The following is a 19,838-nucleotide window of genomic DNA, read 5'->3' on the forward strand; positions in this document are numbered from 1 at the left end:
CGACATGACTTACCAATCGTTTTCGACCCTTCTGCGCCACGCCTGGCTGCGCACGCTGCTGGCTGCCCTGTGCCTGCTCGGCGCCCTGCCCGCCAAGGCCGACTGCACCGTGACCGGCGCCTGCATCACCGCCGGCCCGCGCCTGGCCAGCGTCGATACCGGCAAGAGCGCCCTGCTCGGCCCACTGCTGGGCGGCATGCTCGGTACCGGTGTCTCGCTCAATGCCGTCGACTGGAACGCGCTGGCTGGCGGCAATCTCAATCTGCTGAACTTCCTGAACGTGCTCAAGACCGACCTGGGTGTATCGACCCCGGCGCAGGCCTTGAGCGCCAACGTCACGCTGGCGCAGGTGGCCAATGCGCTGGCCGTGCAAGCGCAGGCCGAGGCCAAGCCGCAGCTGGCCAGCGCCCTGAACGGCCTGGCATCGCAACTCAATGGCGTGGGCGGCACCGTGCGGCTGGGCGACCTGCTCAAGGTCACGGCCGACACCGGGTCACTCGGCACCACCACCATCAATGCGCTCGACATGTTCACTGGCCTGGCCCAGCTGTACAACCGCCGCAATGTCCTCAGCACCCCACAGCCGGTCGGCGTCTCGGGCGGCCTGCTGGGCGCGGTTGGCGTGGTCAATAACCTGCAACTGTATTCGCAGGTGATCGAGCAGCCGGTGTATGTGTGCGGCCCGACGGGCTCGACCTTCCATTCGGCGGCAGTGCGGCTCAAGCTCAAACTGGACCTGGTGTCGCTGGCGCCGGTCACCGACACCCTGGTGGGCCTGGGCCTGCTGCAAAGCGCATCGATCGCCATCGGCAAGCTCGACGTGTACGTGGAAGTCGCGCGCGGCGAAGGCAGCCTGACGGCGGTGAGCGCCGCCACCAAGGCCGTCACCCTGCAGGTCGCGCCAGGCGTGTCCGACATCTTCGTCGGCAAGATCGACGACGCCGTGTTCTTCAACCGCACCCGCAGGATCCTCGATTCGGACGTCGACTTCGGCACCATCGGCTCGCTCCAGGCGGCCGCGCTGGGGCTCGTCTCGGTGAACATCCCGCTCGACATCAAGAGCATCGTGCGCGGCCAGGCGCCGTTCTCGACCAGCGTGACGATGTCGGGCACGTTCCCGCAAACGCGCACCGTGACCTCGAGCACCACCTTCATCACGAACGCGGCCAACAGCCTGGTGACGAACCTGCAGATCCGCAGCATGCCGGCCCTGGGCCTGCTGCAGGGCGCGGTCGAACCGCTCGTCAAGACACTGGTCAAGAACGTGGTCAGCCCCCTGCTCGCGCCGGTGCTGAGCGGCGTGGCCGATCCGCTGCTCAAACTGCTGGGCATCGGCCTGGGCGAAATCGTCGTCACGGTCGAAGGCATTTGCCAGACCTGCGACGACTTCAAGCTGACCAAGGCCGTCGACAAGGCCAATGCCACGCCGGGCAGCACCATCCTGTACACGATCACGTTCCAGAACAGCGGCACCACCACCCTGACGCAACTGAAGATCGAAGACACCACGCCGGCATTTACCACCTATGCCGACAGCAGCTGCGGCACGCTACCGTCGGGTCTGGCATGCGCGGTGGCGGCCAAGCCCGAAGTCGGCGCCAACGGCAAGGTCGAGTGGGGCATCACGGGCACGCTGGCGCCGGGCGACAGTGGGACTGTCACAGTGACGGTGAAAGTGCAATAGTGCTGCATAATTAATCACTGCAAGTTACAATATAGAAACGAGTTATCACGTTTCACTATCGTAAGTTGTGATAATTTGATAGATTGCTGACTTGCCTATGCGTATTGTTACGCATCCAGGTGGCCTGTTCCGGCTTTTCCCGACGCGCTGTCAGCACCAGGACGTGTCGAGATCGTGGACCACCAGCCCCCGGTCGGGAAGTTCTTAATCACCTGCACAAACTATTTCATGACATCGCACAGCAGTACACCGCCGGCGCCACCCGACCCCGCTTCAGCAGAAGTCTGCTCGACCAAAGAGGCCGCGAGCCTGCTCGGCGTTTCGCACCGCACCGTGCAACTCTGGGTCGAGAGCGGCGTCCTGCAGGCCTGGAAAACCGCCGGCGGCCACCGCCGCATCCTGCTCACGTCGGTGCATCGCCTGGTCGCGCAGCGCAATCACGCTGTTACCGGCGGTCACCCTGCACCATCGCCCGAGGCCAAGGCGACGCTGATTGGCCGGCGCATCGTGATGGCCGACGACGACGCTACCCTGCTGCGCCTGTATGAACTGGAAATCTCGGGCTGGGGGCTGGATGCCCAGCTGATCAAGGCGCGCGACGGCTTCGACGCCCTGATCCGTATCGGCGAAGCGCGCCCCGACCTGTTGATCAGCGACTTGAACATGCCAGGCATGGATGGTTTCCGCATGGTACGAACCCTGCGCGCCGATCCGCGCTATGGCAACATGGCGATCATCGTCATCAGTGGCCTGGATCGTGCCACGATCACGTCGATGGGCCTGCCCGACGACATCCCGGTATTTGCCAAACCCGTGCGTTTCCCCGAACTGCGCGCCCGGATCGAACAGATCTTCAACGACATCGACGCGGCGGCTGCGCCCGACTGACAGGACCCACACCATGCCCCCCGAGCCGGACCGACGCCCCCTGGTTGCCCCGGCTCCTGCATTGCAGTCCGACCTGGAGCGGGTACGCGCCCTGCACGACCTGGCCCTGCTCGACACCCCGCCCGAAGAACGCTTCGACCGCCTCACGCGCCTGGCCTGCCGCCTGCTGGGCGTGCCGATTTCGCTCATCGCCCTGGTCGACACCGACCGCCAGTGGTTCAAGTCGCGCGTGGGGATCGACCTGCATGAAACCACCCGCGTCACCTCGTTCTGCACCCACACGATCCAGCACGAACACGGCCTGGTGATCGCCGACGCGCGGCTCGATCCGCGCTTTGCCAACAACCCGTTCGTGACCGGCGCGCCCGATGTGCGCGCCTATGCCGGCATTCCACTGGCCGCGCCCGACGGCAGCCGGGTCGGTGCGCTGTGCGTGATCGATACCCAGGTACGCCATTTCGACGATGACCAGATGGCCACGCTGCGCGACCTGGCGGCCATTGCCGGCGACGAACTGCGCGCCCGCCCGGCCGGCCGGCCCGCGCCCGAAGGCTGGGAAAAAGCGCTGGTGGCCCACCTGCCCGATGGCATCCTGATGCTCAATGCGCAAGGCAATATCGTCGCCGCCAACCCGGCCGCCGAAATGCTGTTCGGCGCCAGCGGCGCCATGCTGGCCGGCAGGCCGTTGCGCGAATTGATGGACGAAGACCTGCTGCGCCTGCGCCGCACCGGACTGTTGCAGGAAGGCGCGCGCTATGAGGCGCTGGCGCGGCGCCTGGACGGCAGCCATTTCCCGGTCGAATTCTCGTATTGCCGCATGATGTGGGCGGCACGGCCCAAGTATGCCGTGACGGTGCGCGACATTTCGCAGCGGCGCGAGGTCGAAGAGCGCAACCGCGCCACCGACGAGCGACGCCGGCGCCACTTCGCCACCGCCACGCACGAGTTGCGCACGCCCATGTCGAGCGTGCTGGGTTTTTCCGAATTGCTGCTCAAGCGCGATTTCGATCCCGCCGTCAGCCGCGAACTGGTGGAGATCATCCACCGCGAATCCGGACGCCTGGTCGATCTCGTCAACCAGTTGCTGGATCTGGCCCGGATCGAAGCGGGCGGGCGGGCCGAGCTCAGGATCGACGCGGTGCCGGTCGCTGAACTCATGACCCGGACGCTGGCCTGCCTGGAGGGCCTCGGCCAGGCGCACCGCGTCAGCAGCGACATCGCGCTCGGCCTGCCGCCGCTGGCGGCCGACGCGCAAAAAATGCAGCAGGCCCTGACCAACATCATCAGCAACAGCATCAAGTATTCCGCCCCCGGCACCCCGATTCTGCTGAGCGCGACGCCCGAGCGATGGGGCGAACGCTTGATGGTCGCGATCCGCGTGCGCGACCAGGGCATCGGCATGACGCCCCAACAACAGGCACAGGTGTTCGACGCGTTCTACCGGGTGGACAGCGAATCGTCCGCGCCCGGCAGTGGCCTGGGACTGACGATCCTCAAGGAGATCGTCGACCTGCACGGCGGGCGCATTGCGCTCGAATCCGAGGTCAATGTGGGCACCGAAATCACCCTTTATCTCCCCGTGACCAGCGCGGATGACCAGGCGGCATGACAAGGAAACACGGTGCCTGTCGGGCGTGTGTTGCAATTGCTCATCAGTAACAGCGCACCCCCTTGGTTTGACTTGACAGTGAAATGTTAAACGGTAAAATCAGTAAATATGAAAATTGCCGATCATCAAGGAAATACTGAGTCCGTCTGCAACCGGTCGGCCTTCTGCACCACCCGGCAGGCGGCCGAGCGGATCGGCGTCTCGCACCGCACGGTGCAGATGTGGGTCGAAAACGGCACGCTGCAGGCGTGGAAAACGGCGGGCGGCCATCGCCGCATCACCAATGCCTCGGTCGAGCGCTTGCTCGACGGGCGCCGCGCCGCGCTGGCCGAAACGCCGGCCATGGCAAGCAGCGCCCGCCCGATCCTGCCGCTGGGGCCGGCGCGTACGGTGCTGATCGTCGACGACGACGCCATGCTGCTGCGTCTGTATGAACTGGAAATCGAGACCTGGGGCATGCATCTGTCGGTGCGCAAGGCCAGCAACGGTTTCGAGGCACTGATGTGCATCGGCCAGGCGCGTCCGGACATCATGGTGAGCGACCTGCACATGCCCGGCATGGATGGCTTCGGGATGATCCGCAGCCTGCGTGACAATCCGGCCACCGCATCGATGCCGATGGTGGTCATCAGCGGCATGGACAAGCCGACCGTGCTGGCCCTTGGCCTGCCCGATGACGTCCCCTACCTGACCAAGCCGGCGCCGCTCGCGGCCCTGCGCGCCGCAGTGACCTCGGCGCTCCCTCCGGCTTCCTGAGACCGACCCTGTACGGCCATATTATGAACGAGACACATAACGACATTCGCTACATCCCCGCCCCGCTGCCGCCGGACGAAGAACGGCGCCTGCAGGTGCTGCTCGACCTGAACCTGCTCGACACGCCCCCGAGCGAATCGTTCGACCGCATCACGCGCCTGGCCACGCACCTGTTCAAGGTGCCGATCGCGCTCGTGAGCCTGATCGACGCCGAGCGCCAGTGGCATCTGTCGAAGGTAGGCATCGAGATCCCGGAAGCGCCGCGCTCGATCTCGTTCTGCGCCCACGCCATCCTGCAGGACGACGTGATGGTGGTACGCGACGCCAGCGAAGATCCCCGGTTTGCCGACAATCCGATGGTGCGTGGCGATTCGCCCATCCGCTTCTACGCCGGCTCGCCGATCGCGGCCGGCGATGGCGCGCGCATCGGCACCCTGTGCATCGTCGATAGCGTACCGCACGAATTCTCCGAATTGCAGCGGTCCATGCTGCGCGACCTGGCCGGCATGGTCACCAACGAAATCGCCGCGCAGTCGCTGCGCGCCGCCTGCGAGCGCGAGCGCAAGGGCACGCGCGCCTTGCGCTCGCTGCTCGAGCACCTGCCCGACGGTGTGCTGCTGATGGATGACGCCGGCCAGATCCTGTCGTGCAATCCGGCCGCCGAGCAGATGTTCGGCGCGGCCTGTCCCGAACTGGCGAGCCATTCGTCGACTACCCTGATCGGCATGGCGCCGCACGTGGTGTCGCGCCACGAGGGCAATGCCCGCCGCGTCGATGGCAGCAGCTTCGCCGCCGAGATCTCGGTCGTCGAGATGACACTGGACGACCATGTGCACCTGGTGGCGACCGTGCGCGACGTGGCCAGCCTGCGCGCCGAGCGCGAACGGGTGCGCGCCGCGAACCAGCGCCGCCACGATTACTTCCGCACCGCCAGCCACGAGCTGCGCACGCCGATGGCCAGCATCCTGGGCTTTTCCGAGCTGCTGCTCAAGCGCGAATTCGACGCCGCCACCGGACGCGAGCTGATCGACATCATCCATCGCCAGGCCACGCGCCTGATCGGCCTGGTGAACCAGATGCTCGACCTGGCGCGCATCGACGCTGGCGGCGCGGCCCAGTTGCATCCCTCCCTGCTCGACCTGGCCGACGTGATGGCCAAGGTCAAGGGCGCGATCGCCGACGACGTGCAAGCCGGCCGCATCGCGCTGCGCGTGGCGCCGGACCTCACGCAGGTGACGGCCGACCCGATGCGCGTGCAGCAGGCGCTGGGCAATATCGTGAGCAATGCGCTGGCATATTCGGCGCAGGACAGCGCGGTCGACGTGAGCATCGAGCTGCAGGAACGCGACGGACAAGCCGGCGCCGCAGTGCGGGTGCGCGACGAGGGCGTGGGCATGACGCCGGAGCAGAAAAAGCGTGTATACGACGCCTTCTGGCGCGCCAGCGCCCTGCCCGACGTGCCGGGCAATGGCCTGGGCATGACGATCGTGCGCGAGATCGTCACCGCTCACGGCGGCGCGATCGAGATCGTGTCGGCCCCGGGCGACGGCACCGAGGTCGCGCTGTGGCTGCCCACCAACGCGGCGGCCGACGCCGGGGCGACTATCTGATGCAGCGCATTCTCGTGGTCGACGACCAGGCCGACCTGCGCCTGTTGATTCGCCTGAGCCTGCGCGCGCTGGGCGAGGTGGCGCAGGCTGCGAACGCCGAAGCGGCGCTGGCCCAGCTGGCGGCATCCAGGCCCGACCTGCTGATCCTGGATGTCTGTCTCGGTGAAGGGATTTCCGGGCTGGCGCTGTGCCGCCAGCTTCGCGACGACCCTGCGCTGGCCGGGATGAAGATCATGCTGCTGTCGGCCTGCGGCCAGCAAAGCGACGTCACCGCCGGCCTGGCGGCTGGGGCGGACGATTATGTCGTCAAGCCGTTCAGTCCCGAGTCGCTGTACGATGCGGCGGCCGCGTTGTTGAAACAGTAGCGCAGCCACCTGCCACCGCCCCGCCTCCTGCCCGTCGTTCCAGCGGAGGCTGGAACGACGGTCTTCCAGCGAACGGGCGCGGCGCCACGCCTCAATGCGCCAGCGCGTGCATCACGCTGGCCTGCAGCGGCAGGTCGACGTGGAAGCTGGTGCCGCCGCCGGCGCGGTCCTCGAACCACAATTCTCCACCATGCTCGCCGACGATCTGGCGGCTGATCGCCAGGCCCAGGCCCGAACTGCTCTTGCACTTGACGCCGTTTTCGGCCTGCGCAAAGCGCTGGAAGATGCGGTCGCGGAAGTCGGGTGGAATCCCCGGCCCGCGGTCGGCCACCGTGATGCGCAGCGCCGCACCGATCCGCACCAGCGATACGTCGACCGCGCTGTGCGCCGGCGCGAATTTCAAGGCGTTCGATAACAGGTTCATCAACACCTGCGTAATGCGATCGCGGTCGACCTCGAGCATCAGTTGCTCGAGGTCGGGCGCGCAGCTGACGCGCAGGCCGACCTGCGCGCCATGGGCCTGCACCCGCATCGCGGCTACCGTGTCGAACAGCACCGGAGGCAACGGCTGCGGTTTCGGATGAGCCGTGAAGCGCGCCGACTCGATCTTTTCCACGTCCAGCATGTCGCTCACCAGCCGCACCAGGCGCTCGCAGTGGCGCTGCGCGATGTCGATCAGTTCCTGCACCTCGCCCTCGACCGGGCCGGCCGCGCCGCTCTTGAGCAGCGACAGCGAGGCGCGCATTGACGTGAGCGGGGTGCGCAGTTCGTGCGACACGGTGGCCACCAGTTCATTCTTCATCTGGTCCACGCGTTTGCGCAGCGAGATATCGTGCAGGAAGATCGAAATGAAGGTGCGCTCGCCGATGCCGGCGATCCCCGCTGTCATCTCGATGGCGAATTCCTGGCCCTGGCGCGTGCGCACGATACGCTCCAGACGACGGTTCAGCGCACCCGTCTGGCCGGTGGTGCGGTATTCGTGCAGCGCCCGGTACAGCGAATCGTGGTAGCGCGCCGGCACCGTCAGCTCGGCCAGCGGCCGGCCGATCGCCTCGTGGCGGCGCCAGCCGAACATGCGCTCGGCCTGCGTATTCCAGTCGGTGACCGTGCCATCGAGGTCCACGCCGATAAAGGCGTCGTGTGCAGTCTCGATGATGGTGTTGATGTGCTGCGCGTTCTGCTGCACGGTGGCCAGCGCCGAGGCCAGTTCATGGGTGCGCACGCCCACGCGCTGCTCGAGCGTGCGATTGAGTTCTTCCAGTTCGCGCCCACGCCGCATGAGCTCCGCCACCAGCGAATCGAGGGCGTCGGCCAGGCTGCGCACTTCATCGTAGTTGCGCGCGTCGGGCGGCAGCGGCGCGGCGGCGCCCAGGCGGATGTGGTCGGCGTAGTCCTGCAGTTTCTTGATCGGACGCGTGATCCAGTTCGCCACCAGCACGCCGGTGACCGAGAACAGCAGCGCCAGTGCGACGCCCGTCCACAGCGCGTAGCCTCCCAGTTCGCGCACCGGCGCATAGGCATTGTCGGCATCCTGGCGCAGCAGCACGGTCCAGCCCAGGCCCGGGTAGTCGGCATGGCCATTGGTCTGCGCATATCCCACGACGTAGTGCTTGCCATCGGGCCAGCGCTCCATCAAGTGGCCGGTGGCGCGCCGCGCACGCGCGCGCCGCAGGCTGTCGGTGTCGATCACCTGCCCCTGCAAGCTTGCCGGGCCGAGCAACACCAGGCCCCGCGCGTCGACAATCAGCGCATCGACGTGGCGGCCGGCCTGCACGCCACCCGTCACGGAACGCTCGATATCGCGCGCCCATTCCCACGTCAGGTGGGCGCCGAGCACGCCGCGCCGCTTGCCGTCCGGCGCATCGATCGGGAACGCCAGGTCGATGAAGCGTTGCGCTTCGCCGTCGAGCGCCGGCAGCGGGCGCGCCGCCACGGCGGCGCCGCGCACGTCGCCGACATGATTGCCGACCAGGGCATTGGTGAACCATGGATGCGAGCCCACGTCGGTCCCTTCCTGCAGGCGCTTTGCCGATACCGTGACCTCGCCATCGATGCTGGCAATGCCGAGCCAGCCGTAATACGCGTAACTGCGGTAAGCGTCGTCGAGCAGGCCGCGCTGGACTTGCGGCGATGCACCGGGGCCCAGGTCGGCCACGTGACGCGCCAGCAACCGAATTTCGCGATAGCGCTCGTACAGGCCACGATCGAGCTTGTCGGCCGCCTGCTGCGCCAGCTCGCCCAGGCTCTGGCCGATGCTGTCACGGACATGGTTGCGCGCCTGGCTCTGCACCAGCGCGACCAATACCAGCGTCAGAATGGCGCACAGGACCGACGTGGCCAGGGCCATATAGCCAGCGAGCCCGCGTGGGAGCAACCGATGCGTGAGATTCCGAACAGGTGACGTGCGCGACAGCATGGGAACCAAGGGAAAGGGTAAGGTTTCGATTTTACGTGATTCATTTCCAGTAAGAACGAAACTTTCCACATGGCTATATCGATAGGCGTGCAACCGTGGCCGCGCTGCCACAGAGCTTGTGAAATATTCCAGATATTTGACCAACAAATTGTGGGTTTTGCCAGATCGATTTGAGCAAATCGGTATCGCCTGCCGATAGATCAGGAAGAATCGACAAGGTCCTGCCTATCATCAATGCAGCCATCCGGTACCGCCCCAAGCCTGGCGGCGCCGCCTCCCCCCCACGTCGAAAGGAACCGTCATGCCCAACGATCTGCACCCGCCCGCCACCCCTGCCGTCGCCGCCGGGGCCGGGCGTCGCAGCGCCCTCACGTTCACCACGCGCGATGGCGTGGACATCTATTACAAGGATTGGGGCCGGGGCCAGCCGGTCGTGTTCTGCCACGGTTGGCCGCTCGGCGCGGACAGCTGGGAATCGCAGATGTTGCATCTGGCGCAAAACGGCTTTCGCACGGTGGCGCACGACCGGCGCGGCCATATGCGCTCGAGCCAGCCGTGGGACGGCAATGACATGGACCACTACGCCGACAACCTGGCCGACCTGCTTGAACTGCTCGACCTGAACGACGTGGTGCTGGTCGGCTTTTCGACGGGCGGGGGCGAAGTGGCGCGCTATGTCGGGCGCCACGGCACCGGCCGCATCGCGCGCCTGGTCCTGATCAGCGCCGTGCCCCCGCTGATGGTGCAGCGGCCCGACAATCCTGGCGGCGTGCCGCGCGAGGTGTTCGACGGCATCCGCGCGGCCCAGGTCGAGAACCGGGCTCAGCTTTATCTGGACATTCCGTCCGGCCCGTTCTATGGTTTCAACCGGCCCGGCGCCACACCGTCGCCAGGGCTGGTGCAGTCCTGGTTCCTGCAGGGAATGCTTGGCGGACACAAGAATACCTACGACTCGATCGCGGCGTTTTCCGAGACCGACTTTCGCGACGATCTCAAGAAATTCGACAAACCCACCCTGATCATCCACGGCGACGACGACCAGGTGGTGCCGATCGATGTCGGCGGGCGGGCCTCGGCGCAGCTGTTGCCCGAGGCCACCTTCATCGTGTATGCCGGCGCGCCGCACGGCTTGACCGACACCCACAAGGACCGCGTCAACGCCGACTTGCTGGCCTTCGCGCGCGGCGAAACCGTGGGCAGATAGAGCTGGATACTCCCCCTGGCCAGTGCCTTCCAGCCAGGGGCCTGGTAATCTTTACCCTTGGAAATGCTATCGCTCATCCACAGCCAACGGTGACAGCGCCTGAACATTAACGATATTTAATCAATCAAACACCCCCATTTAAGCCTGCGCCGGGCATAGTCGAAGGTAGGGAACAATACGCTCTCAACCTTGCAAACGGATCCGACACACATGCCCTCGATTACCCTTCTGCGCCACCGGGCGCTGGCGACCGCCGCTGCGGCCGCCACGCTGCTGTCCGCCTGCGGCAAAGACCCCAAGCCCGCCGCGCCTGCCGTGCCCGAAGTCGCCGTACTGACCATGGCCACCACGAACGTGGCGCTGAACATCGCCCTGCCGGGGCGGACGGCGCCGTTCCTGCTGGCCGAGGTGCGGGCCCGGGTCGACGGCATCGTGCAAGAGCGCCGCTTCACCGAGGGCGCCGACGTGCGCAAGGGCGAGCCGCTGTACCTGATCGATCCGGCGCCGTATCGCGCCGCCGTCAAGAGCGCCGAAGCCGAGCTGCAACGGGCCCAGGCCACGCTGGCCAGCAATGCATCGCAACTCGATCGCAACCGCGTGCTGGTGAAAGAGAACGCGGTCAGCAAGCAGGAATTCGAAACCGCCGAGGCGGCGCAACTCGAAGCGGCGGCCGACGTCGCTGCGGCCAGGGCGGCGTTGGAAGTGGCGCGCATCAACCTCGGCTACACCACCGTGACGGCGCCGATTGCCGGCCGCAGCAGCGTGTCGGCCGTGACCCAGGGCGCGTATGTGCAGGGCAGCGCGGCCACGCTCATGACCACGATCCAGCAGATCGACCCGATGTATGTCGACCTGCAGCAGTCGAGCAGCGAAGGCCTGGCGCTGCGGCGCGAGATCGCCGCTGGCCGCGTGCGCATGGACGGCGGCAACGCCGCCAGGGTCAGCCTGCAACTGGAAGACGGCACCACGTACAGCCGCAGCGGCACGCTCGAGTTTTCGGGCGTGACGGTCGACCAGGCCACCGGCTCGGTCACGCTGCGCGCACGGTTCCCGAACCCCGACAAGCTGCTGTTGCCCGGCATGTTCGTGCGCGCGAGCGTGAGCCAGGGCGTGCGCCAGGCTGTCATGCGCGTGCCCGCGCCGGCCGTGACGCGCACGCCGCAAGGCACGGCCACCGTGATGGTGGTCGGCGTCGATAACAAGGCCGTGCTGCGCACCGTGCGCACCGGCGCGCTGGTCGACGGCTTCTGGCTGGTCGACGACGGTTTGAAGGCAGGCGAACGCGTGATCGTCAGCGGCGTGCAGAAGCTGCGGCCCGGCACCGTGGTGCGGGTTGGCGCGCCGACCGCGCCCGCCAGCACGGCGCCGGCGGCATCGGCGGCGACGCCCTCTGCGCCAGCCACGGCTGCGCGCCAGGGATAAGTCCAGATGCCAAAGTATTTCATCAACCGTCCGATCTTCGCGATCGTGATCTCGCTCCTGATCATGCTGGTCGGGGGCATCGCGCTGTTCAAGATGCCGATCGAGCAGTACCCGCCCGTCTCGCCGCCGTCGGTGCAGATTCAGGCGACCTTCCCGGGCGCATCGGCCGAGACCATGCAGAACACCGTGATCCAGGTGATCGAGCAGCAGATGACGGCGATCGACAATCTGCTGTACATGCAGTCGACCAGTGACGACACGGGCCAGTCGACGACGTCCCTGACTTTCGCGGCCGGCACCGACCCCGATATCGCCCAGGTCCAGGTGCAGAACAAGCTGCAGGCGGCAGTGCCGCGCCTGCCGAGCGAGGTCCAGCAATCGGGCCTGCGCGTGACCAAGTCGACGTCCGACTTCCTCATGGTGGCGGCGTTCGTCTCGGACGACGACAGCATGACCAAGTTCGACATCGCCAACTACGTGGCCTCGAACATCCAGGATCCACTCTCGCGCATGCCGGGCGTGGGCAGCATGAACCTGTTCGGCACGCAGTACGCGATGCGCATCTGGCTCGACCCGGTCAAGCTCACCAGTTATTCCCTCACGCCACTCGACGTGACCGACGCGATCCGCGCGCAGAACGTGCAGATCTCGGGCGGCCAATTGGGCGGCACGCCGGCCGTGCAGGGCCAGAGCCTGAGCGCGACCATCAATCAGGCGACGATGCTGCGCACGCCCGAAGAGTTCAACCGCATTTTGGTCAAGGTCCAGCCGGACGGCTCGTCGGTGCGCATAGGCGACGTCGCGCGCGTGGCGCTGGGCCCGGAGAATTACAACGTCGACGTGCGCTACAACGGCAAGTCGGCCTCGGGCCTGGGCATCCAGCTGGCGCCAAACGCCAATGCACTCGACACCGCAGCCGCCGTGCGCGCGCGCCTGGAAGAACTGGGCCAGTTCTTCCCGCCCGGCCTGCGTACCGTGTACCCGAACGACGTCACCCCGTTCATTGAAACGTCGATCAAGGGTGTGACCCACACGCTGATCGAGGGCATCGTGCTGGTGTTCCTGGTGATGTACCTGTTCCTGCAAAACTTCCGCGCCACGCTGATCCCGTCGATCACGGTGCCGGTGGTGCTGCTGGGGACCTTCGGCATCATGTCGGCGCTGGGCTTTACCATCAATACGCTGTCGATGTTCGGCCTCGTGCTGTCCATTGGCCTGTTGGTCGACGATGCGATCGTGGTGGTGGAAAACGTCGAGCGCGTGATGCACGAAGACGGCCTGCCGCCGAAGGAGGCGACGATCAAGGCCATGGGCCAGATCACCAGCGCGCTGATCGGCGTGGCCCTGGTGCTGTCGGCCGTGTTCGTGCCGGTCGCGTTCTCGAGCGGCACGGTCGGCGCGATCTACCGCGAATTCTCGCTCACGGTCGTGGCCTCGATGCTGCTGTCGGCCTTTGTCGCGCTGACGCTCACGCCCGCCCTGTGCGCGACGATGCTCAAGCCGGTCGATCCTGACCACCATCAGAAGAAAGGCTTCTTCGGCTGGTTCAACCGCTCGTTCGACAAGACCCGCGACCGCTACCTGGGCGGCGTCACGCGCATCCTGGGCCGGCGCGCGCTGTGGATGGTCGTGTACGTGGTGCTCGTGGGCGCCGTTATTGCCCTGTTCATGCGCCTGCCGGGCGGCTTCCTGCCGAAGGAAGACCAGGGCTTCATGTTCGTCCAGGTGCAGACGCCGGCCGGCAGCACGCAGGAAGCGACGGGTCGCGTGCTGGAAGAGATTAGTCAGTACCTGCTGAAGGAAGAGTCGGCAATGGTCGAAGCGACCTTCATGACCAATGGCGCGAGCCAGCCGCAGCGCGGCCAGAACCAGGGCCGCCTGTTTGTGCGACTGAAAACCTGGGACGAGCGCAAGGACGAGGCGCTGGGCGTCTCGGCGCTGGCCAATCGCATCACCGCGCGCTACGCCAATTACCAGGGCGCGACCGTGAATGCGGTCGAGCCGCCATCGATCCGCGGCCTGGGCGCGGCCAACGGCTTCTCGCTGCAGCTGCAGGATCGCGGCGGACTGGGTCACGACGCGCTGGCCAAGGCACGCGACCAGCTGCTCGAGATGGCGCGCAAAGAGCCGAACCTGCAGCGCGTGCGCTTCACGGGCCAGGCCGACAATGCGACCTATAAAATCGACATCGACCGCGAAAAGGCGGCCGCGCTGGGCGTGAACCTGACCGAAGTCGACCAGACCTTCTCGACGGCCTGGGGCTCGCGCTACATCAACAACTTCCTCGATACGGACAACCGCATCAAGCGCGTGTACGTGCAGGCCGATGCACAGTTCCGCATGAACCCGGACGACATCAAACTGCTGTATGCGCGCAACGGCGCCGGCGAGATGGTGCCGTTTTCGAGCTTCGCCAGTGCGCGCTGGGCCTGGGGCTCGCCGGCGATGGCGCGCTACAACGGCATCGAGTCGGCCGAGATCCTGGGCCAGCCGGCGCCGGGCTTTTCTACCGGCGAGGCGATGGCGATCATGGAGCGCCTGGTGGGCCAGCTCCCGGCAGGCATCGGCTTCGAGTGGAGCGGCATCTCGCTGCAAGAATCACAGGCCGGATCGCAAGCGCCGCTGCTGTACGCGCTGTCGATCCTGGTCGTGTTCCTGTGCCTGGCCGCGCTGTATGAAAGCTGGGCGATCCCGATCTCGGTGATCATGGTGGTGCCGATCGGCGTACTGGGTGCGCTCACCGCCGCCACGGCCTTCGGCATGGAAAACGATGTGTTCTTCCAGGTTGGCCTGTTGACCACCATTGGTCTTTCAGCCAAAAATGCGATCCTGATCGTGGAATTCGCGCGCGAGCTGCAGATGGAAGGCATGGGCCTGGTCGAGGCGGCGCTCGAATCGGCCAAGGTGCGGCTGCGGCCGATCATCATGACCTCGATGGCGTTCATCCTGGGCGTGCTGCCGCTGGCACTGTCGAGCGGCGCCGGCTCGGGCAGCCAGAACGCCCTTGGTATCGGCGTCATCGGCGGCATGCTGACGGCGACATTCCTGGCCACGTTCCTGATTCCGTTGTTCTACGTGATCGTCGCGTCGCGCGCCAAGGCGCCGACGCATGTCGATGCAGCGCCGGACGTCAAGCCGGCGGTTGTGGAACCGCAGCCGCAGGCGCATTGAGGACGCCGTGAAACTGCTTCTCGTCGAAGACAACGAGCGCGTCGCGCGCTTCGTCAAGAAAGGGCTGAGCGAAGCCGGGCACACGGTCGACCATGCCGAGAATGGCCGCGACGGCATGGTCTACGCTGTCAGCGAACCGTATGACGCGATCGTCATGGACCGCATGCTGCCCGGCGGGATCGACGGCCTGGCCATCATCGAGGCGCTGCGCCAGCAGGGAAACCGGGTGCCGATCCTGATCCTGTCCGCGCTCGATGGGGTGGACGACCGGATCCGCGGCCTGCGCGCCGGCGGCGACGACTACCTGACCAAGCCGTTCGCGTTCGGCGAATTGCTGGCGCGCCTGGACGCGCTGCTGCGCCGCTCGCAAAGCCAGGCGGTGGAAACCGTCATGACGCTGGGCGACCTGAGTGTCGACATGCTGGCGCACCGCGTCACGCGTGCCGGCAAGCCGGTGGCGCTGCAGCCGCGCGAATTCAAGCTGCTGACCTATCTGCTGCGCCATGCGAACCAGGTGGTCACGCGCACCATGCTGCTCGAGAATGTGTGGGACTACCACTTCGACCCGCAGACCAATGTCATCGATGTCCACATCAGCAAGCTGCGGCAAAAGATCGACGCCGGCTTTTCCACCGCCCTGCTGCGCACGGTGCGCAATGCCGGCTACATGCTGACCGACCAGCCTTGAGCGGTATGCGCATGATGCTCAAGCTGCCCAGCTTTTCGGCCCGCACGATCGCGATCGGCTACGCCTTCGTCACGCTGCTGGTGCTGGCGATGTTTGCCACGCCGCTGTGGTTGGCGTGGCATACCAATATCGGCGAAGTGCGCAGCCAGCTGCTCAAGACCGACGCCCAGCACTTGAGCAACCTGTTCATCCGCCAGGGCCCGCCCGCGCTGGCCGCCGCCATCGACAGCCAGGTCCATGGCGTGAACGATGGCGTGCGCAAGATCATGCTGTTCGTCGCGCCCGATGGCGCCAAGCTGGCGGGGAACCTGCCCGAATGGCCCGAGGGCGTGCCGGACCGCGATGGCCTGTGCCGGGTGACGATCGTGGTCGACGATGTGCCGCGCAGTGTGGAGCTGGTGCGCGTGACGCTGGAAGACGGCTACCGGCTGCTCGTGGCCAGCAACCTCGATCGCTTCCAGCAGCTCGAACGCCTGTTCGCATATGGGCTGCTGGGCTGCGCGATCACGGTGCTGCTCAGCGCCGCGCTTGGCGGCATCATGATCCGGCGCGCGCTGCTGGGCCGCATGCAGGGCATCAGCGACACCACGGCCTCGATCATCGAAGGCAAACTCTCGCATCGCCTGGTCGAACCAGGCGACGGCGACGAGCTGCAGCAGCTGACGCGCACCGTGAACCGCATGCTCGACCAGATCGAGCACCTGGTGACGGGCGTGCAGGACGTCTCGAACGCCATCGCGCACGACCTGCGCACGCCGCTCTCCGAGCTGCGCGCGCGGCTTGAAGAATTATCGGTGGCCCGGCCGGCGCCTGATGAAACCTTCGTCGAGATCGATGCGGCGATCGATGACGTCGACCGCGTGATGGGCATTTTCAACGCCCTGCTGCGGCTGGCCGAAATCGACAGCGGCAGCCGGCGCGGCGGGTTCGTCGACGTCGACCTGGCGGCGCTGGCAGCCGAGGTGACCGAGTTCTATGCACCGGTGGCCGAGTTGAAGGACATCGCGCTGGGCTTTGACGGTCCCGACAACCTGCATGTGGTGGGCGACCCGGTGCTGCTGGCGCAAGCGCTGGGCAATATGGTCGACAACGCGCTCAAGTACGCACCGGTGCGCGGCGCGATCGCGATCTCGGCGCGGCGCATCGACGCCGACACGGTGCAGATCGTCGTGGCTGATAACGGCCCCGGCATCCCGGTGCATGAGCGCACGCGCGTCATCGAGCGCTTCTACCGGGTGGACGCCAGCCGCGGCACACCCGGCGTGGGGCTGGGCCTGAGCGTGGTGTCGGCAGTGGCGCGGCTGCATGGCGGCACCCTGACGCTGGAAGACAACCATCCCGGCCTGCGGGCCACGCTGCGTATCGGGTCAATGGTGCTCGCCAGCGCCTGACCTGCCTGCTGCCGGCGCCTGACCCTGCCGGCCGCATTTGCGCTACAGTGTGGCCTTGATTGGTGCCCCGTCGGGCCGCCTTACCGGGAGAACCACATGCCTGAACCAGTTTCACCAAACGGCGACCTGACCAGGCGCGCCGACGACCACTTCCTGCGCCACCTCGGCATCGCGTTCGAGGCGCTGGCGGCGCCGGTGGACCCGGCCAATCCGGCCAATCCGACCGGCCTGCCGGCGCGTGCGACGAGCGTCTACCGCGCCATCATCGAAGCGCGCCAGGGCGACGAATCCGCGTTGCCGCGCGGGGTCTGGCAGCGGCAACCGAAGCGGTCTGACTGGCCCCATGTCAGCACCCTGGCCGCCGGCGCGCTGCGCACCCAGGGCAAGGACCTGCAACTGGCGGCGTGGCTGTGCGAAGCCCAGGTCCACGAACACGGCGTGAGCGCGCTGGCGCCGTGCATGCTGCTCGTGCACGTGCTGTGCGAACGTTACTGGTCCGACCTGCACCCGCAACTGGAGAACGACGACGCCGAGGCCCGCGCGAACATCATCCGATGGCTTGACCAGAAGCTGGTCCCGGCGCTGCGCCAGGCGCCTTTGATCATGATGGACGACGGTCGCACGTACACCTGGGCCGACTGGGAACAAACCGCGCGAGACGATGACGCCGCCGGCAACGTCCGCGCCGCGCTGACCGCCACGCCGGCCGCAATGCTGACCGAGCGGGTAATGGCTCTCGAGGACGCGCACGAAACAATCACCCTGGCACAACGCACCTTCGACAACCGACTGGGCGCAGCGGCGCCGCGCCTGGACGCGGTGGCAGGCCAAGTGAACGCCTTCCTGACAATGCTGCGCACGGAACAACAAGCCCGTGCCCCGCTACCGGCAGCCGTCCCGACGGAACCAGCTCCCGCACCAGCCGCGGCAGGAAATGCCGAGCCATACCACTTCCGCGACCGCGCCGATGCCTACGCCTGTCTGGCCGCCGCCGCCGCCTACCTCGCCCGCGTCGAACCGCACAGCCCGACGCCCTACCTGGTCAAACGCGCCGTGGAATGGGGCAATATGACCACTGGCGCCCTCTACCAGGAACTCTTCATCCGCCTGGGCGGCCAACTCAGCATCTTCGACATGGTCGGCAGCGACACGCTAACCGCCCCGCATAAAAACACCCCCCCATAACCCCCAGTTCACATCAGGGTCAGTGTCGAATTGTTTGACAACTTCAGTTAATCAATTGTTTATTAAATCGACTCTGACCCCAATTAATTTGCAAGACCAACTGCAGAGTATGGGGTCGGAGTCGATTTGTTTGACAACTTTGAATAATTGCTAATTAAATCGACTCTGACCCTGATTATTCAGGTGGATGTTCAGCGCCAATCAATTGACCTTGAGAAGTGAATGAAAAAGGGGAAATTTCCCAACCCACTATAGCGCTATCACGGGCGAAAAATAATTAGGGTCAGAGTAGAATTGTTTGCCAATTTTTGAAAATCAATTGATAAACAAATCTACTCTGACCCTAATTTTCGTGCAATTTTTAGCAGCTCATCCATAGGAGCTCAATAAACGCCATTTGCTAAAAGCTATTACCCAATAATTCTACTCTGACCCTAATTGTTGGGTAATTGATTGGGGGTTAGCTGCCGAAATAGCGGCCGGCGCGGTGCCAGGCCATGACCATGCCGCTCATGGCGACGGCGCTCAAGGCCGACCAGGCAACCATGTGCGGTGCGACCAGGCTCAGGGCCAGCAACAGGATGACGCTGTCGATCATTACCTGGCTACGGCCGGCGTTGATGTTGTACTGCTTTTGCAGCCACAGCGTGACGATGCCCGTGCCGCCGACACCGGCGCCGTGGCGGGCCAGCGCCAGGATGCCCATGCCGCAGAAGGTACCGCCGCCCAATGCAGCGACGGCCGGGTGGACGCGGTCGATCACCAGCACGAATGGCATGATCTTGAGAAGCCCCATGATCATCGCGCTGCCGGCCAGCGATTTGATCGTGAAGCGCGCGCCCATGAAGAAGTAACCGAACAGGAAGAACGGGACGTTGATCAGCATGAACAGCGTGCCCACCGACAGGCCGGTCGAGTAAGACGTCAGCAACGCGATGCCGGCGACGCCGCCGGTCAGCAGCCCTGCCGCCTGCAGCAGCACGATGCCGATCACGACGAACAGCACCCCGACGATGATGCCGTAGACGTCATCGAGCAGCGAGTGCGGCTTGACCTCGATGAGCGGGCGGGATGGCTTGCTTGGGGAACCCGGATACATGGCCGACTGACTCACGCGCGCACCATCGCGCATGCAGCAGCAGGCCGCGACGCGCACGGCGGCGCGAGCGGATCGACCACGCGAGCGGGCAAGTGGCGGCGCGCGGCGGCGCACACGGTATCGGCAAGCGTAGGGCTGGAGTTCATGGTCCTCGGATGATCGGATGGCAGGGAAACTGCGGGCGGCCCAGGTCTGGCTAAAAGACGCAAACACACGAGTTACGGCGCGCTACAGCCCGCCATTATCGCCCATGTTGCGGCGCACTGTCGAGCCACGCGAATGCCGCGTGTCGCGAATGCGAGAATGCCTTGTGCGCTGCACTGCTCCGGTGCGCGAACGCGAGCCGTGCG

15 protein-coding genes are annotated in these 19,838 nt (G+C 65.9%); 12 read left to right on the plus strand and 3 right to left on the minus strand.

From position 1 onward, the window contains the following. The first annotated feature begins 4 nt into the window (after window positions 1-4). The 6 genes from AB2N08_RS04225 (at window position 5) to AB2N08_RS04250 (ending at window position 6,912) form a co-directional block, all read left to right on the plus strand. Window positions 5-1,684 (plus strand): hypothetical protein, encoded by a 1,680-nt coding sequence (locus AB2N08_RS04225; protein ID WP_367609358.1) that lies wholly within the window; start codon window positions 5-7, stop codon window positions 1,682-1,684. A 228-nt stretch (window positions 1,685-1,912) separates the two neighbouring features. Next, window positions 1,913-2,572, plus strand: coding sequence for a response regulator (locus tag AB2N08_RS04230; protein ID WP_367609359.1), 660 nt, complete (start codon window positions 1,913-1,915; stop codon window positions 2,570-2,572). 13 nt (window positions 2,573-2,585) lie between these two features. Further along, a complete protein-coding gene (locus AB2N08_RS04235; RefSeq protein ID WP_367609360.1) occupies window positions 2,586-4,181 on the plus strand; it encodes a sensor histidine kinase in 1,596 nt (531 codons plus the stop codon). A 108-nt stretch (window positions 4,182-4,289) separates the two neighbouring features. Continuing rightward, the gene (locus AB2N08_RS04240) at window positions 4,290-4,937 is read left to right on the plus strand and encodes a response regulator (protein WP_367609361.1); all 648 of its coding nucleotides are present in this window, start codon (window positions 4,290-4,292) and stop codon (window positions 4,935-4,937) included. Between the two features lie 23 nt (window positions 4,938-4,960). Next, window positions 4,961-6,547: a sensor histidine kinase gene (locus tag AB2N08_RS04245; RefSeq protein WP_367609362.1), complete on the plus strand. Its 1,587-nt coding sequence runs from the start codon at window positions 4,961-4,963 to the stop codon at window positions 6,545-6,547. Further along, entirely contained in the window at window positions 6,547-6,912 is a 366-nt protein-coding gene (locus AB2N08_RS04250; RefSeq protein ID WP_367609363.1) for a response regulator transcription factor, read from the plus strand. The genes AB2N08_RS04245 and AB2N08_RS04250 overlap by 1 nt, the downstream gene beginning before the upstream one ends. 91 nt (window positions 6,913-7,003) lie before the next feature. Here the strand turns inward: AB2N08_RS04250 and AB2N08_RS04255 are convergent, their stop codons facing one another. Beyond that, window positions 7,004-9,259, minus strand: a complete 2,256-nt coding sequence (locus AB2N08_RS04255) for an ATP-binding protein (protein ID WP_367609364.1) — start codon at window positions 9,257-9,259, stop codon at window positions 7,004-7,006. A gap of 370 nt (window positions 9,260-9,629) precedes the next feature. Here AB2N08_RS04255 and AB2N08_RS04260 point away from each other — a divergent pair, with 370 nt between their 5' ends. From AB2N08_RS04260 to tssA, 6 genes are all read left to right on the plus strand, one after another. Beyond that, a complete protein-coding gene (locus AB2N08_RS04260) occupies window positions 9,630-10,532 on the plus strand; it encodes an alpha/beta fold hydrolase (RefSeq protein ID WP_367609365.1) in 903 nt (300 codons plus the stop codon). Window positions 10,533-10,742: 210 nt separating this feature from the next. Then, window positions 10,743-11,954, plus strand: coding sequence for an efflux RND transporter periplasmic adaptor subunit (locus AB2N08_RS04265; RefSeq protein ID WP_367609366.1), 1,212 nt, complete (start codon window positions 10,743-10,745; stop codon window positions 11,952-11,954). A 6-nt stretch (window positions 11,955-11,960) separates the two neighbouring features. Further along, window positions 11,961-15,125, plus strand: a complete 3,165-nt coding sequence (locus tag AB2N08_RS04270; RefSeq protein WP_367609367.1) for an efflux RND transporter permease subunit — start codon at window positions 11,961-11,963, stop codon at window positions 15,123-15,125. 7 nt (window positions 15,126-15,132) lie between these two features. Beyond that, a complete protein-coding gene (locus AB2N08_RS04275) occupies window positions 15,133-15,813 on the plus strand; it encodes a response regulator transcription factor (RefSeq protein WP_367609368.1) in 681 nt (226 codons plus the stop codon). 5 nt (window positions 15,814-15,818) lie between these two features. Next, window positions 15,819-17,204 carry a sensor histidine kinase gene (locus tag AB2N08_RS04280; RefSeq protein ID WP_367609443.1) on the plus strand — a complete coding sequence of 462 codons (1,386 nt, stop codon included), beginning with the start codon at window positions 15,819-15,821 and terminating at the stop codon, window positions 17,202-17,204. A 96-nt stretch (window positions 17,205-17,300) separates the two neighbouring features. Then, window positions 17,301-18,389, plus strand: coding sequence for a type VI secretion system protein TssA (gene tssA, locus AB2N08_RS04285; protein WP_367609369.1), 1,089 nt, complete (start codon window positions 17,301-17,303; stop codon window positions 18,387-18,389). Window positions 18,390-18,849: 460 nt separating this feature from the next. On the opposite strand, the gene AB2N08_RS04290 is transcribed toward tssA, so the two are convergent. Beyond that, window positions 18,850-19,503: a YitT family protein gene (locus tag AB2N08_RS04290; protein ID WP_367609370.1), complete on the minus strand. Its 654-nt coding sequence runs from the start codon at window positions 19,501-19,503 to the stop codon at window positions 18,850-18,852. Next, window positions 19,500-19,634 (minus strand): hypothetical protein, encoded by a 135-nt coding sequence (locus tag AB2N08_RS04295; RefSeq protein ID WP_367609371.1) that lies wholly within the window; start codon window positions 19,632-19,634, stop codon window positions 19,500-19,502. The genes AB2N08_RS04290 and AB2N08_RS04295 overlap by 4 nt, the downstream gene beginning before the upstream one ends. Between the last annotated feature and the right edge of the window lie 204 nt (window positions 19,635-19,838).

Origin of the sequence: Massilia aurea (assembly GCF_040790145.1) — a bacterium.
In the GTDB taxonomy this organism is placed as follows: domain Bacteria; phylum Pseudomonadota; class Gammaproteobacteria; order Burkholderiales; family Burkholderiaceae_D; genus Telluria; species Telluria aurea_C.